Annotated in this window: 11 protein-coding genes, 1 tRNA gene and 1 pseudogene; 3 read left to right on the top strand and 10 right to left on the bottom strand. The window is 41.6% G+C overall.

Annotated elements, in window-relative coordinates; genetic code table 11:
• Positions 1 to 63: 63 nt before the first annotated feature.
• The 10 genes and pseudogenes from rpoC to gnd form a co-directional block, all read right to left on the bottom strand.
• Positions 64 to 4251, bottom strand: a complete 4188-nt coding sequence (rpoC, locus tag RS130_RS07940) for a DNA-directed RNA polymerase subunit beta' (protein WP_316025507.1) — start codon at positions 4249 to 4251, stop codon at positions 64 to 66.
• Between the two features lie 88 nt (positions 4252 to 4339).
• Positions 4340 to 8368: a DNA-directed RNA polymerase subunit beta gene (gene rpoB, locus RS130_RS07935; RefSeq protein WP_316025506.1), complete on the bottom strand. Its 4029-nt coding sequence runs from the start codon at positions 8366 to 8368 to the stop codon at positions 4340 to 4342.
• A gap of 280 nt (positions 8369 to 8648) precedes the next feature.
• The gene (gene rplL / locus RS130_RS07930; RefSeq protein ID WP_316025505.1) at positions 8649 to 9020 is read right to left on the bottom strand and encodes a 50S ribosomal protein L7/L12; all 372 of its coding nucleotides are present in this window, start codon (positions 9018 to 9020) and stop codon (positions 8649 to 8651) included.
• 53 nt (positions 9021 to 9073) lie between these two features.
• Positions 9074 to 9592 (bottom strand): 50S ribosomal protein L10, encoded by a 519-nt coding sequence (rplJ, locus tag RS130_RS07925; RefSeq protein ID WP_316025504.1) that lies wholly within the window; start codon positions 9590 to 9592, stop codon positions 9074 to 9076.
• Positions 9593 to 9977: 385 nt separating this feature from the next.
• Positions 9978 to 10670 (bottom strand): 50S ribosomal protein L1, encoded by a 693-nt coding sequence (gene rplA, locus RS130_RS07920; protein WP_316025503.1) that lies wholly within the window; start codon positions 10668 to 10670, stop codon positions 9978 to 9980.
• 3 nt (positions 10671 to 10673) lie between these two features.
• The gene (rplK, locus tag RS130_RS07915) at positions 10674 to 11102 is read right to left on the bottom strand and encodes a 50S ribosomal protein L11 (RefSeq protein WP_316028002.1); all 429 of its coding nucleotides are present in this window, start codon (positions 11100 to 11102) and stop codon (positions 10674 to 10676) included.
• A 402-nt stretch (positions 11103 to 11504) separates the two neighbouring features.
• Positions 11505 to 12042 (bottom strand): annotated as a pseudogene (nusG, locus tag RS130_RS07910) (transcription termination/antitermination protein NusG).
• 3 nt (positions 12043 to 12045) lie between these two features.
• On the bottom strand, positions 12046 to 12423 hold the full coding sequence (gene secE, locus RS130_RS07905) for a preprotein translocase subunit SecE (RefSeq protein WP_316028001.1): 378 nt from the start codon (positions 12421 to 12423) through the stop codon (positions 12046 to 12048).
• Positions 12424 to 12660: 237 nt separating this feature from the next.
• A tRNA-Trp gene (locus RS130_RS07900) sits at positions 12661 to 12737 on the bottom strand.
• Between the two features lie 257 nt (positions 12738 to 12994).
• Positions 12995 to 14449 carry a decarboxylating NADP(+)-dependent phosphogluconate dehydrogenase gene (gnd, locus tag RS130_RS07895; protein ID WP_316025502.1) on the bottom strand — a complete coding sequence of 485 codons (1455 nt, stop codon included), beginning with the start codon at positions 14447 to 14449 and terminating at the stop codon, positions 12995 to 12997.
• 379 nt (positions 14450 to 14828) lie between these two features.
• Here gnd and ftsB point away from each other — a divergent pair, with 379 nt between their 5' ends.
• The 3 genes from ftsB to ispF are packed head-to-tail and all read left to right on the top strand — an operon-like array spanning position 14829 to position 16311.
• Positions 14829 to 15107, top strand: coding sequence for a cell division protein FtsB (gene ftsB / locus RS130_RS07890; RefSeq protein ID WP_316025501.1), 279 nt, complete (start codon positions 14829 to 14831; stop codon positions 15105 to 15107).
• A 2-nt stretch (positions 15108 to 15109) separates the two neighbouring features.
• Positions 15110 to 15829 carry a 2-C-methyl-D-erythritol 4-phosphate cytidylyltransferase gene (gene ispD, locus RS130_RS07885; protein WP_316025500.1) on the top strand — a complete coding sequence of 240 codons (720 nt, stop codon included), beginning with the start codon at positions 15110 to 15112 and terminating at the stop codon, positions 15827 to 15829.
• Positions 15826 to 16311 carry a 2-C-methyl-D-erythritol 2,4-cyclodiphosphate synthase gene (gene ispF / locus RS130_RS07880; protein WP_316025499.1) on the top strand — a complete coding sequence of 162 codons (486 nt, stop codon included), beginning with the start codon at positions 15826 to 15828 and terminating at the stop codon, positions 16309 to 16311. The genes ispD and ispF overlap by 4 nt, the downstream gene beginning before the upstream one ends.

Below are 16311 nucleotides of genomic sequence, written 5' to 3'. Positions count from 1 at the left end.
CTGCACAATTAGTGGGTTTAAACAACAATCTAACTTAACGAGATCATTTTCAGATCTTATTTTTTACTCGTCAGCTGGTGTATCCGTCACTTCGGCATTTAGTGCTTCAGTTAAGGCTAATTCAGCTTCGGATGCAGAAACTGAAGGTTCTTCCAGTTCTTGCTGTTCTGCTAGTTTTCTAGCAGTACGTTTTTGGTGATAAGCGAAACCTGTACCGGCTGGTATCAAGCGTCCAACAATAACGTTTTCTTTCAAGCCACGTAACTCATCTTCTTTACCTTGCACTGCTGCTTCGGTAAGTACACGAGTGGTTTCTTGGAACGATGCTGCTGAGATGAATGATTCAGTAGACAGTGATGCTTTTGTGATACCCAATAACTGTGTTTCGTACTGAGCAGGTATTTTGCCCTGTCTTTCCAATTCACGGTTAGCGATCTTCACATTAGATACTTCAACTTGCTCACCTTCTAGTAAATTACTGTCGCCTGCATAAGTGATCACACACTTACGTAACATTTGACGAATAACAACTTCGATGTGCTTATCGTTAATTTTTACCCCTTGTAAGCGGTAAACTTCTTGCACTTCATTAACGATATAGTTAGAAACTGCACTGATACCACGCAATCTAAGGATGTCATGTGGTGACTCTGGGCCATCAGCAATAACTTCACCTTTTTCTACGTTTTCACCTTCAAACACGTTAAGTTGACGCCATTTCGGAATCATCTCTTCGTAATGATCACCTTCTTTCGGGGTAATCATTAAGCGTTTCTTACCTTTAGTTTCTTTACCGAAACCGATCATACCTGATACTTCAGCTAAGATAGCAGGCTCTTTTGGCTTACGTGCTTCGAACAAGTCTGCAACTCGTGGTAGACCACCGGTAATATCACGAGTTTTCGAACTCTCTTGCGGTATACGTGCAAGTACATCACCAGGCTTAGCGGCCATACCATCAGTAGCTTCAATAGTGGTAAAGCTTGGTAAACGAATTTCTTGTAAACCAAATTCTTCACTTTCAAGAATTAACTTAGGCTCTTTAGCATTAGCTTTAGACAAGTCGTTAACTACGATACGAGTAAGACCAGTCAACTCATCTTGTTGCATTTCAGTGTTACTATCATCAACGTCAGCAAAACTAATTTTCGCTGCACGTTCAGTAACGATTGGATGCGAGTGCGGATCCCAGTTCGCAACAATCTCACCAGAGGTGACTTTAGAGCCATCATTAGTGGTCAATATTGCACCGTAAGGCACTTTATAACGCTCTTTTTCACGCCCTTGATCATCAATGATGGTGATCTCTGTTGAACGAGAAACAATCACTACTTTTTCGTCTGTATTGATTACAAACTTAGCATTATGTAGTTTTAATGTACCAGTGGTTTTAACTTGGACACTGTTTTCAGCAGATGCTCTTGATGCAGCACCACCGATGTGGAACGTACGCATGGTTAACTGTGTACCCGGCTCACCGATAGATTGCGCTGCGATAACACCAACAGACTCACCATGGCCAACCATGTGTCCACGAGCCAAATCACGACCGTAACATCTAGCACAGACACCGAAGTCATTTTCACAAGTGATAACCGAGCGAACCATAATTTGGTCAACAGAGTTTTCTTCAAGCATGTCAACTAACGCTTCGTCTAGCAACACGTTACGTTCTACTAGCACTTCATTAGTGCTTACTAGCTTCAATACATCTTCAGCAACAGTACGACCTAGTACACGTTCACGAAGCGGCTCAACAACGTCGCCCCCTTCGATTAACGGTGTCATTTTCACCCCTTCGAAGGTACCACAGTCATCATTGTTAATAACCAAATCTTGTGCAACGTCAACTAAACGACGAGTTAGATAACCCGAGTTAGCTGTTTTAAGTGCAGTATCGGCCAAACCTTTACGCGCACCGTGAGTAGAAATAAAGTACTGAAGTACGTTTAGACCTTCACGGAAGTTAGCGGTAATCGGGGTTTCAATGATTGAACCATCTGGTTTCGCCATTAGACCACGCATACCCGCCAACTGTCGGATCTGGGCGGCACTACCACGAGCACCAGAATCGGCCATCATAAAGACCGAGTTAAAAGAGGCTTGCTCTTCCATTTCGCCTTCACGATTTTCCACCGTTTCTTTCGATAAGTTTTCCATCATGGCTTTAGCGACTTTTTCGTTCGCGTTAGACCAAATATCGATAACCTTGTTATAACGTTCACCAGCTGTAACAAGACCAGATTGGAACTGCTCTTGGATTTCACGTACTTCTGCTTCCGCGCCTTCAATAATATCTTTCTTAGCGTCAGGAATAACCATGTCATCGATACCAACAGACGCACCCGCGATCATCGCGTAGTGGAAACCGGTATACATGATTTGGTCAGCAGCAATAACCGTGTCTTTCAAACCTAAGGTACGATAACAAGCATTCAATAACTTAGAAATTTGCTTCTTACCCATAGCTTGGTTGATGATTTCAAACGGTACGCCTTTAGGTAAAATCTCAGAGAAAATAGCACGCCCAACAGTGGTGTCTGTTAGTGTCACTTTCTCAGTTTTATTACCATCTGCATCAATATCGTATTCAGTGATACGTACTTTAACGCGAGCATGTAATTCAGCTACTTCGGTACGATACGCTTTTTCCGCTTCGCCAGGACTAGTGAATACCATGCCTTCACCTTTACCATTAACACGGTCACGTGTCATATAGTACAAGCCCATTACAACGTCCTGAGAAGGTACGATGATAGGCTCACCATTGGCGGGTGATAAAATGTTGTTGGTAGACATCATCAGTGCACGAGATTCAAGCTGCGCTTCAATCGTCAACGGCACGTGTACAGCCATTTGGTCACCATCGAAGTCGGCGTTATAAGCCGCACATACTAATGGGTGCAATTGAATCGCTTTACCTTCGATTAGTGTCGGTTCAAATGCTTGAATACCTAGTCTATGAAGGGTTGGTGCACGGTTAAGTAACACTGGATGTTCACGAATAACTTCGTCAAGTACATCCCATACTTCCGGATCTTCGCGTTCAACTAATTTTTTAGCTGCTTTGATAGTAGTGGCTAAACCACGACCTTCTAATTTTCCATAGATAAACGGCTTGAACAATTCAAGTGCCATTTTCTTAGGAAGACCACACTGGTGTAAACGCAATGTAGGACCAACGGTAATTACAGAACGACCTGAATAATCAACACGCTTACCTAGCAAGTTCTGACGGAAACGACCTTGCTTACCTTTGATCATATCGGCCAAAGATTTAAGAGGACGCTTGTTAGAACCGGTAATTGCACGACCACGACGACCATTATCTAAAAGGGCATCAACCGCTTCTTGTAACATACGTTTTTCGTTACGTACGATAATGTCTGGTGCTGCTAGGTCTAATAAACGTTTCAGACGGTTATTACGGTTAATGACTCGACGATATAAATCGTTTAAATCTGACGTTGCGAAACGACCGCCATCTAGCGGTACTAAAGGACGTAAATCAGGTGGTAAAACAGGAAGCACTGTCAAAATCATCCACTCTGGCTTATTACCAGACAACTGGAAAGATTCTAATAGTTTTAAACGTTTAGTGATTTTTTTACGCTTAGTTTCAGAGTTGATGGTAGGCAACTCTTCGCGCATAGCGACAACATCGGCGTCGACATCTAGGGCTTTTAGCAATTCAAATACTGCTTCAGCACCCATCTTAGCTTCAAACTCGTCACCGTGTTCTTCAAGGGCATCCAAATACTCTTCTTCAGTAAGCAGTTGGCTACGCTCTAGAGTCGTCATACCTGGCTCTGAAACCACATATGATTCAAAATAAAGTACACGCTCAATATCACGCAATGTCATATCTAACATTAAGCCGATACGAGACGGTAATGATTTAAGGAACCAAATATGCGCAACTGGGCTTGCCAATTCAATGTGTCCCATACGCTCACGACGTACTTTAGTTAAAGTAACTTCAACTCCACATTTTTCACATATCACACCACGGTGCTTAAGGCGCTTATACTTACCACATAGGCATTCGTAATCTTTTACTGGCCCAAAAATACGAGCACAGAACAAACCATCACGTTCAGGTTTAAAAGTACGATAATTAATTGTTTCTGGTTTCTTTACTTCACCAAAAGACCAAGAACGGATCATTTCCGGAGATGCTAATCCAATTCGAATATTATCGAATTCTTCAGTCTTATGTTGTTGCTTAAGAAACTTTAATAAATCTTTCACATTTCTCTCCCAGCGGAGTCAGTTGCAAAGTTCCTGCTAGTGCATTCACACTAACAGGATTGTCTGTCTACAAGCTCAGTCAGAGCGTTTATTGCTCTTCCAGTTCGATATTGATACCTAGTGAGCGAATTTCTTTCAACAATACGTTGAACGATTCCGGCATACCAGGTTCCATACGATGATCGCCATCCACAATGTTCTTATACATTTTGGTACGGCCATTCACGTCATCGGACTTAACGGTTAACATTTCTTGCAAGGTATAAGCGGCACCATAAGCTTCAAGTGCCCATACTTCCATCTCTCCGAAACGTTGACCACCGAACTGCGCTTTACCACCCAATGGTTGTTGAGTAACTAAGCTGTACGAACCAGTAGAACGCGCATGCATTTTGTCATCAACTAAGTGGTTAAGTTTAAGCATGTACATATAACCAACCGTAACTGGACGCTCAAATGGGCGACCTGTACGTCCGTCGAACAATGTAATTTGTCCGCTTTCTGGAATGTCAGCTAAGGTTAACATACGCTTAATTTCAGCTTCGGTTGCACCGTCAAATACTGGAGTGGCCATTGGCACCCCTTTACGTAAATTGCCGGCTAAACGCGTCACTTCATCGTCTGTAAAGTTATCAATGTCTACAACTTGATGAGACTTACCGGCGCTATACACTTCTTTTAGGAAGTTACGTAGCTTAGCCATCTCTTCATGTTCTTTTAACATACGGTCAATTTTCACACCGATACCGCTAGCAGCCATACCTAAGTGAGTTTCTAATACCTGACCGATGTTCATACGCGAAGGTACACCTAGTGGGTTCAATACGATATCTACCGGCGTACCGTCCTTATCGTAAGGCATGTCTTCTACAGGTTGAATAGTCGAGATAACACCTTTGTTACCGTGACGACCAGCCATTTTATCACCTGGTTGGATATGACGCTTAACCGCTAGATATACTTTAACAATCTTAAGTACACCCGGTGCTAAATCGTCACCTTGAGTGATCTTACGACGTTTGATTTCAAACTTAGTATCAAAATCAGATTTGATTTCAGCATGCTGTTCAGCAATTTGATCAAGTTCTAACTGTAAGTCTTCATCGTCTAAGGTTAAGTCGAACCACTTGTCGCGAGGCAAGTTTTCAAGTTTAGCTTCATCGATACCTGCTTTAAGCAACACACTCGTTGCTCGAGCAAAGATACCATCCGCTAAGATGCCAAACTCGTCGCCTAAGTCTTTTTTGACTTCACGCAATTGCATGTCTTCGATTTCACGAGCACGCTTGTCTTTTTCTACACCATCACGAGTGAAAACTTGAACATCTATGACTGTTCCGCGTACGCTATTTGGCACACGTAACGACGTATCTTTAACGTCAGATGCTTTTTCACCGAAGATAGCTCTTAATAGTTTTTCTTCTGGCGTAAGCTGAGTTTCACCTTTAGGTGTTACTTTACCGACTAATATATCGCCGCCTTTAACTTCAGCACCAATATATACCACGCCAGATTCATCCAGTTTACCCAACGCTGATTCACCCACATTCGGGATATCTGCACTGATTTCTTCTGGACCAAGCTTAGTATCACGAGCAATACAGCTTAATTCTTGAATGTGAATTGAAGTGAATCTATCTTCTTGCGCAACGCGCTCAGAAATCAAGATTGAATCTTCGAAGTTATAACCATTCCACGGCATAAATGCGATGCGCATGTTTTGACCTAACGCCAAGTCACCCATATCGGTAGACGGACCATCAGCCAATACATCACCCGCAACAACCGGCTCGCCTACATTACAAGTAGGTTTTTGATTGATACAAGTGTTTTGGTTAGAACGGGTATATTTAGTTAGGTTATAAATATCAATTCCTGCTTCACCAGCAGTCATTTCACTTTCATTTACCTTGATCACGATACGACTTGCGTCTACATAATCAACAGAACCACCACGTTTCGCCACAACCGTTACACCAGAATCAACGGCTACGGTTTTTTCCATACCGGTACCAACTAAAGGCTTCTCAGCAATTAGTGTAGGTACAGCTTGACGTTGCATGTTAGCACCCATCAGTGCTCGGTTAGCATCATCGTGCTCTAGGAACGGGATAATACTTGCCGCTACAGAAACGATTTGTTGTGGAGACACATCCATGTACTTAATATCTGCAACAGACATGAGTGTTGTTTCACCACGGAAACGACAAGGAATAAGGTCATCTGCTAGTCTACCGTCTTCGTCTAGTACGACATTTGCCTGAGCAATGGCATACTGACCTTCTTCAATAGCTGACAAATAATCAATTTCGTCTGTCATCACGCCGTCTACAATTTTACGATAAGGCGTTTCTAAGAAACCAAAATCGTTAGTACGAGCAAAACTTGAAAGCGAGTTGATCAAACCAATGTTTGGTCCCTCTGGCGTTTCAATTGGACATAAGCGACCATAGTGAGTTGCGTGTACATCTCGTACTTCAAAACCTGCACGTTCACGAGTCAATCCACCCGGACCTAATGCAGAAATACGACGTTTATGCGTGACTTCTGATAACGGGTTATTCTGATCCATAAATTGAGACAATTGGCTTGAGCCAAAGAACTCTTTTACAGCAGCAGAAATTGGCTTAGCATTGATAAGGTCTTGAGGCATTACCGCATCAAGGTCACCTAAACTCAAACGCTCTTTAACTGCACGTTCAACACGTACTAAACCAACACGGAATTGGTTTTCTGCCATTTCGCCAACAGAACGGATACGTCTATTACCTAAGTGGTCGATATCATCTACTTCGTCTTTACCGTCACGAATAGTGATCAGTTGCTTCATTACAGCGACAATATCGTCTTTATCAAGCGTGCCTGCACCGGTAGATTCTTCACGTCCGATTCGACGATTGAATTTCATACGGCCCACTGAAGACAAGTCATATCTATCATCTGAGAAGAATAGATTTGTGAACAATGTTTCCGCTGCATCTTTAGTAGGTGGCTCACCAGGACGCATCATACGATAAATTTCTACAAGGGCTTCAAGCTTATTAGTAGAACTATCAATACGTAAGGTGTCTGAAATATAAGCACCATGGTCAAGTTCGTTGATATAAAGTGTATCAAACGCCGTTACGCCTGATTGAACTAACTCAGCTAGATTTTCTAAGGTTAATTCATCGTTAGCAGAAACGATGACTTCACCTGTTTCTTCATTGACATAATCACGCGCAAATACGCGACCAATCAAATACTCAGCTGGTACTTCTAACTCTGTTATTTTCGCTTTTTCTAATGCACGAGTATGACGTGCCGAAATACGACGACCAGTTTCCACTAACACTTTGCCGTCAGCGTCTAAAATGTCGAACTGCGCTGTTTCACCACGAAGGCGATCAGGTACAATGTCTGACAAGAATTTTTCACCGTCAATTCTGACTTGGTTCGTTTCAAAGAACAAACCTAGAATTTCTTCGGTTGGCATTTCTAATGCACGTAATATGATTGTCGCTGGTAATTTACGACGTCTATCGATACGTACAAAAAGATTATCTTTAGGGTCAAATTCAAAGTCTAACCACGAACCACGGTAAGGAATAACGCGCGCGTTATATAATACTTTACCAGATGAGTGAGTTTTTCCTTTGTCGTGATCAAAGAACACGCCTGGAGAACGGTGCAATTGCGAGACGATAACACGCTCAGTACCATTGATAACAAACGTTCCGTTATCGGTCATGAGTGGTATTTCACCCATGTATACTTCTTGCTCTTTAATGTCTTTAACTGTGCCTGGTGCTGCTTCTCTGTCAAACAACACTAAACGTAGTTTAACGCGCAACGGTGCAGAAAATGTAACACCACGAATTTGACATTCTTTAACGTCAAATACTGGTTCACCTAAACGGTAACTTACATATTGCAACTCAGCGTTACCGGAGTAACTTTTGATTGGAAAAACCGACCGAAATGCTGCTTCCAGTCCGTGCTGACCATCTACATCTAGGTCAATAAACTTTTTAAAAGAATCTAACTGAATTGAAAGTAGATACGGTATTTCCAAGACCTGTGGGCGTTTGCCAAAATCCTTACGGATACGTTTCTTTTCGATATAAGAGTAAACCATGGGTTCCTCAGCCTGCCGATTTTTGACCCAACTTATTTAACGAGTGCACTCATTAAACAAACTTCCGCTATCCTTTAAACTTGTCTCTAAAATCTTTACCAAAGTCATTAAGAGGCTTACTTAACTTATTGGTTTTTTTAGGTTTTAGTGACAATTTGCACTTCATAACTAGGATCCGTATCAAAGGATGAAAATACCAAATCCTACAGCGCAAAAAGGCTGGTGACTAAAAAGTCACCAGCCTATGCCATTTCAGGCTAATAATCTGTGTTTAGGCAGATTATTTAAGCTCAACTTCAGCGCCAGCTTCTTCAAGCGTCTTCTTAAGTTCTTCAGCTTCTTCTTTAGATACGCCTTCTTTGATAGCTTTAGGAGCAGATTCAACTACTTCTTTAGCTTCTTTAAGACCTAGGCCAGTTGCGCCACGTACCGCTTTGATTACTGCAACTTTGTTACCACCGAAAGATGTCATAACAACATCAAATTCAGTTTGTTCTGCAGCAGCTTCAGCAGCTACAGCAGGACCAGCAACAGCAACAGCTGCAGCAGCAGAAACATTGAATTTTTCTTCAGCTGCTTCGATTAGTTCAACTAATTCCATTACTGGCATTTCAGCAATTGCGTTTAAAATATCTTCTTTAGTTAGAGCCATTTCTCTAAACTCCTGGGTTTAATGTTAAAAATTTAAATGTACAAAAACGAAAATTATTTTTCGTCTTTGATCGCCGCCAATACACGCACAAATTTGCCTGGAACTTCGTTGATAGTTTGAACGAATTTCTCGGCAGGTGCTTTGAAGGTAGCAAGTAATCTTGCCAACGCTTCGTCGCGGGTAGGAAGTGAAGCTACTGCATCCAATTTTTCAGGACCCAATAAACCACTACCAATAGAAAGTGCAGTAACGTTTAACTTGTCATTAGTTTTACAAAAGTCTTTAAAAAGACGTGCCGCACCGCCAGGTGCTTCTATTGAAAAACCATAAATTAATGGACCAGTTAACGCACTATCAAGGTCAGAAAACTTGCTTTCAGATAAAGCGCGTTTTGCAAGAGTGTTACGAACTACTCGTAAGTAAACACCTTGTTCGCGAGCTTTAACACGAAGGTCAGTTAATTCTGCCACTTCCATGCCACGGTATTCAGCAACGGCAACAGATAGAGCTTGAGATGCAACGTCACTTATTTCCGCTACGATCTCTTTTTTTGCTGCTAAGCCTAATGCCACTGAGTTCACCTTCTTAAAGTCTAAAATTTAATCTCCTATAGAGATGTCCATTTTAGGATTCACAGATTGATATCATTGTATTAAGTATTACCTTGCCACAAATCCACCGCTCTACGGTGTTCGTTAATCCCAGAGAGTCTGAGTCGATACCACCGTCTGCGCAGGCTGTTGTTTTAAGTACGTTGTTTACGATAGGCAATAGTAAAATGCTTATCACGGAAAATGCTCTCTTACTTCATTTCCCAACTTACGCCTGCGGTCTTGGACGAGAGTCTGTCGTAGAGTTAATTTTACAAAAACTAAACTCAGACTCTAACCCATAACCTTTACAGAGAAATAAGCCTTAAAGACTTACCTGCTTTGATTAATAATCAAAGCGACCTATTTAGCCTAAGCTAGCTTGGTCAATAGAAACACCTGCACCCATTGTCGTGCTAAGGCTAATTTTCTTAATGAAAGTACCTTTAGCTGAAGAAGGCTTAGCTTTGTTAAGCGCTTCTAGCAATGCTGCTAAGTTTTCTTGAATTTGGTTTGATTCAAAAGCGATTTTACCGATGCTAGCATGGATAATACCGTTTTTGTCGTTACGATAACGAACTTGACCAGCTTTAGCATTCTTAACCGCTGTCGCTACGTCAGGTGTTACTGTACCAGTTTTAGGGTTAGGCATAAGTCCACGTGGACCTAAGATTTGACCTAATTGACCTACAACGCGCATTGCATCTGGAGAAGCAACAACAACGTCAAAGTTCATTTCGCCTTTTTTCACTAAGTCTGCTAGGTCATCCATACCTACAACGTCAGCGCCAGCTTCTTTAGCTGCTTCAGCGTTTGCGCCTTGTGTAAACACAGCAACCCGTACTTCTTTACCTGTACCATTTGGCAATACAGTCGCACCACGTACGTTTTGGTCAGATTTACGAGCATCAATGCCTAAATTAACAGCAACATCAACACTTTCTGCAAACTTAGCAGTCGCTAATTCTTTTAACAAAGCAACCGCTTCATTGAATTCGTATTCTTTCGTTGCATCTACTTTTTCAAGTACGATGCGAGCGCGTTTTGATAATTTAGCCATTTCTTATCCCTCTACCACTAAGCCCATACTGCGGGCTGAGCCAGCAATAGTGTTTACTGCTGCATCTAAGTTAGCTGCAGTTAGGTCTGGTTCTTTAGTTTTAGCAATTTCTTCTAATTGCGCACGCGTCACTTTACCCACTTTCTCAGTGTTAGGACGACCAGAACCACTTTTAATACCAGCAGCTTTCTTAAGCAAGAAAGAAGCTGGAGGCGTTTTGGTTAAGAATGTAAAAGAACGATCTTCATATACAGTAATTTCTACTGGAACTGGAGCGCCCTTCTCAAGGCTTTCTGTTTTTGCGTTAAACGCTTTACAGAATTCCATGATATTTACACCATGTTGACCTAAAGCAGGACCAACTGGAGGACTAGGATTCGCAGCACCTGCCGCTACCTGAAGCTTAATTAAGCCTGTGACTTTTTTCGCCATGATAATACTCTCTAATTTGGGTATAACGCCTTGTAAACATTGAGAATGCTTACTCAATCGGCTTCCCGTTCTAATAAATTTGGGTCGCGAAGTATAGATTAACAATCAAGCAGACGCAAGGGCTAATGTTTGACTATTTGCTTTTTTATGCTTATTAAAAATTAAACAGAGTCAAATGAGGGAATTTTAGATATTAAACAATACGTAGAGTGACTGTTTCAAAGTAGTCAAATACACATCCATGATGTGCTGCACCCAAACTCGTCATCCGTAACTCGTCGAAAAGCGGAGCGGAACAACGTTCCTAAAATTCCCGCTTTTCCCTTGATGATCTTAATCCGGCGTATACATCCTTGTATACTCGTAAATCCAGACGGAGCAGTACTCCTAAAGAATCTGGATTTACCCTTTTTCTACTTGACCAAATTCGAGTTCAACAGGAGTTGAGCGTCCGAAAATAAGGACCGATACTTTCAAGCGGCTTTTTTCGTAATCGACTTCTTCCACTACACCATTGAAATCTGCGAAAGGTCCATCGGTAACACGTACCACTTCGCCTGGTTTCGAACAACGTTTTTGGCTTCGGCTTATCCACGCCTTCTTCTAGGCGATTCAAGATAGCATTTGCTTCTTTAGTGGTAATAGGAGCTGGTCGGTCTGATGTTCCACCAATAAAGCCAAGTACTCTAGGTACGCTTTTCACTAAATGCCATGAATCTTCATTCATATCCATTTGCACTAAAACATAGCCTGGGAAAAATTTACGCTCACTTTTTCTTTGTTGACCAGCGCGCATTTCAACCACTTCTTCAGTAGGGACTAAGATTTCTCCGAACAGATCTTCCATTTCATGCATTTTGATATGTTCAAGCAATGTTTTTTGAACACGGCCTTCATAACCTGAGAAAGCTTGAACCACGTACCACTTTTTATCAGACATCGTTTAAATTCCCAATCCAGTTATGAATGAAACGATTTCGACAATAATTCCGTCTAATCCCCACAAAATAAGTGACATCACAATAGTTGCAGCCAGCACAATCATAGTGGTAGTTGTTGTTTCTTGGCGCGTAGGCCAAACCACTTTACGCACTTCAGTGCGAGAATCTTTAGCAAAGGTAATAAATGCACTACCTTTGACTGTGGTTGAGGCGACAAAACCAGCCAACCCTGCAGCCACTACTGCAATAATGGCAATATACAAAACAGATAAATCTGGTAAAAAATGATTAGTAGCAACTATCCCGGCTAGTAAACCTATTGCAACCAACCACTTCAACATATCTAAAGGATTGGAACTGTTTTCTGTATTCTCGCTCATGCTAAACCCTAATTCTGTTACTTTATGCATTACCCACTCAATGTGGAAAGCTTTGCCTAATTTGGCAGGGGTGGAGGGATGATCTCAGTTACATCCTTGTAACTGACCGCAAGCGGCGCTAACGCGGTTCAAATCGTTCCAGACGATTTGTCGAACCGGTGGGCGTTCTCATCCCTCAACCTTCACTACATTCGTACTACTTAATCGCAGTAAACCACGACTAATTTTTGCCTAATATGGCAGGGGTGGAGGGATTCGAACCCCCAACCGTCGGTTTTGGAGACCGCCGTTCTACCAATTGGAACTACACCCCTAAAATCTTTACATCTCCAGCCCGGCCCTAATAGGCTCTACACTGCGATTTTGGTCACACCAACCTTGTAGAATCATAGATTTTTGTAGGAAAAATTCTGAATCAGTACCAAGGAGGGAGGCGTATTATACTTATTGTAAAAACGGATTCAAGTATAAACTTAAGTATCAATCTGAAAATGTCTGAGGTGACGTTTACAGCTAAAAAACCCATTACACGTTAAGAGTAATGGGTTTCAAAAAACTAACTATAAACGATTTAGGCGTTGTAAGTTGAAGAAGAAGTGTTTCCACCTCGTCCAGTCCAGTTAGTATGGAAAAACTCGCCTCTTGGCTTGTCTGTGCGCTCATATGTGTGAGCACCAAAGTAATCACGCTGAGCTTGCAATAAGTTAGCAGGTAAACGCTCTGTGCGGTAACCGTCAAAATAATTTAATGCAGCAGTTAAACAAGGTGCAGGCACACCAGTTGAAATTGCATTAACCGCAACACGTCTCCAACCTTCTTGTGCACCAACCACTGTGTCTCTGAAGTAATCATCCAACAATAAGTTATTCAACTCAGGATTCTTATCAAATGCTTCTTTGATTTTACCTAAGAATGCAGAACGAATAATACAACCACCACGCCACATAAGCGCAATGCCACCGTAGTTTAAGTTCCAGTTGAATTCTTTAGCTGCTTCACGCATTAACGTATAACCTTGTGCGTAAGAAACGATTTTAGCGGCTAACACTGCTTGACGTAAATCTTCGATAAATGCAGCTTTATCACCAGTAAAGGTTTTGGCTGGTCCAGAAATAACTTTAGCGGCTTCTACACGCTCTTCTTTCAGTGCTGAAATACAACGAGCGAAAACAGATTCTGCAATCAATGTAAGAGGAACACCTAAATCAAGAGCAACAACACCTGTCCATTTACCTGTGCCTTTTTGACCAGCTGTATCTAGGATTTTTTCAACTAGAGGACCGCCGTCTTCATCTTTATATGCAAGAATGTCACGCGTAATTTCTACTAAATAACTATCTAGCTCTGTGGTATTCCACTCTTTGAATACTTCGTGCATTTCGTCGGCAGACATACCTAATACTTCTTTCATTATTTGGTAAGCTTCACACAATAGTTGCATATCGCCATATTCAATACCGTTATGCACCATTTTAACGAAATGGCCGGCGCCATTTTCGCCAACATAATCACAACAAGGCGAACCATCTTCAACTTTTGCTGAGATGTCTTGGAAAATAGGTTTCACCGCTTGCCATGCTTCAGCAGAACCGCCAGGCATAATTGAAGGACCTTTTAATGCACCTTCTTCACCACCAGAAACACCAGCACCAACAAAGTTGATCCCTTTTTCTGCGCAGTATTTTTCTCGACGAATTGTGTCAGGAAAATGCGTGTTTCCGCCATCAATAATAATGTCGCCTTTATCAAGCAATGGTAAAAGTTGCTCAATTGTGGCGTCTACCGGCGCGCCAGATTTTACCATGATCATTATTTTTCTTGGTGTGGCCAAAGACTGCACTAACTCTTCGACTGAATAAGCACCACGAATAGTTTCACCTTTTGCGCGGCCATTGATAAAGTTTTCTACTTTATCAGTTGAACGGTTATAGGCCGTTACGGTATACCCTTTACTAGCCATGTTTAAAATTAGGTTTTCACCCATAACAGCTAGGCCAATAAGCCCAATATCAGATAAAGTTTTCATAATATTCCAATTTTTGATTATATTTAACGAGTGTCAGTAACCGAAGCGAACAATGCTCTTTGAAGACCGCACTCCTCAAAGTTCAAATTTCGGACTGTAGGTATTCTACTGACTATTGAAGACGTTAACAGCTCTAGCGACAATAAAAATAATAATGCATTCGAATAAGAAATACTGATTTTACTTTGACTGGTCTTATGTCTAAGGCTAGAACTCAAGTTGTATAGATTTTTTCACTCCCAACCTTGACGTTAATTCTGGCATTCTTCAAGACCTATGCAAATTCATAAAAGTGCCACTAACAAAAGCTGTAAAACTCTTTCCAAGGCCTTAAAACGTCGGCATAATACGATAACTAAAACATCTGGGAGGCTAAAAAGTGAAATGGGTTACCGCTATTTTAATATGCCTGCTCAGTATGCTGCAGTATCGTTTATGGTTTGGCAAAAATAGTGTTCCTGATTTTATGCTAAAGAAAGAAGAAGTAGCGATACAAATTATCCAAAACTCTAACCTTGAGCAACGCAACAATTTAATCAAAGCAGATATCCAAGACCTTAAGATGGGCTTAGATGCTGCTGAAGAAAAAGCGAGAAATGGCTTGGGGCTTATCAAACAAGGCGAAACGTTTTACCGTATTTTGCCATCTGAACAATAAACATGTCTACGACCTCTCAATTTCCAGTGATATTGCCCGCAGCCGGTATAGGCAAGCGTATGCAATCTGATATTCCCAAACAGTATTTAGTGATCCTGGGTAAAACCATCATAGAACACACTATAACAAGCCTATTAAGCCACCCTAATGTCAGTTATGTAGTCATTGTACTAAGTAGCAACGATACAATTTTCCAAACCTTACCTTTAGCCTCAAACCCTAGAGTGAAAACTACACTAGGAGGTAAGGAACGAGCAGATTCAGTGCTAGCTGGATTGCAGTATTTATCAGCACAAGAAAAATGGGTTTTAGTACACGATGCTGCAAGACCTTGTTTAAAACATGATGACTTATCGAATTTGTTGGCTCTGACCAAGTCCGGTGAAACTGGCGGAATATTAGCAAGTCCAGTACGAGACACAATGAAACGTGGCGACTCAAACGGCACCATTGCCCATACTGAGTCTCGTGATAACTTATGGCACGCGTTGACTCCACAACTTTTTCCGCTTCAACAGTTGAAAAGCGCCTTAATTGAAGCGCAACAAAAACATGTACCTATCACTGATGAAGCATCAGCAATAGAATTTGTGAATCAAAACGTGCTTTTAGTAGAAGGTAGCGCTTCGAATATTAAAGTAACCAAACCAGAAGATTTAATGTTAGCTGAGTTTTATTTATCACAACAAGCTAACCAAGCACATTTTAAGGATCATACATGACAATTCGAATTGGCCATGGCTACGACGTACACAAATTCGGCGGTAGCGGACCAATCACTATTGGCGGAGTAAACATCCCCTGTGACCAAGGTTTATTAGCTCATTCAGATGGTGACGTCGCGCTTCATGCTTTATGTGATGCATTATTAGGAGCTTTAGCTTTAGGAGACATAGGGAAACACTTTCCAGATACGGATCCTAATTTGTCGGGCGTAGATAGCAGAGAGTTACTTAGGCATGTTTATACGTTGGTTACAGAACGCCAATACTCCATAGGAAATATAGATCTCACTATCGTGGCACAAGCCCCCAAAATGGCCCCGCATATTGAAGCAATGCGTCAATTCATTGCCGATGATTTAGCGGCAGACATTAGCCAGGTAAATGTGAAAGCAACCACAACAGAAAAGCTCGGCTTTGCAGGGCGTAAAGAAGGCATTGCCACCTATGCGGTTGTCTTGTTAACCAAGAGTGAAACCTAA

The sequence above is a fragment of the Paraglaciecola aquimarina genome (assembly GCF_032464635.1).
Classification (GTDB): domain Bacteria; phylum Pseudomonadota; class Gammaproteobacteria; order Enterobacterales; family Alteromonadaceae; genus Paraglaciecola; species Paraglaciecola aquimarina.
This window is presented reverse-complemented; position numbering and strand designations above follow the sequence as displayed.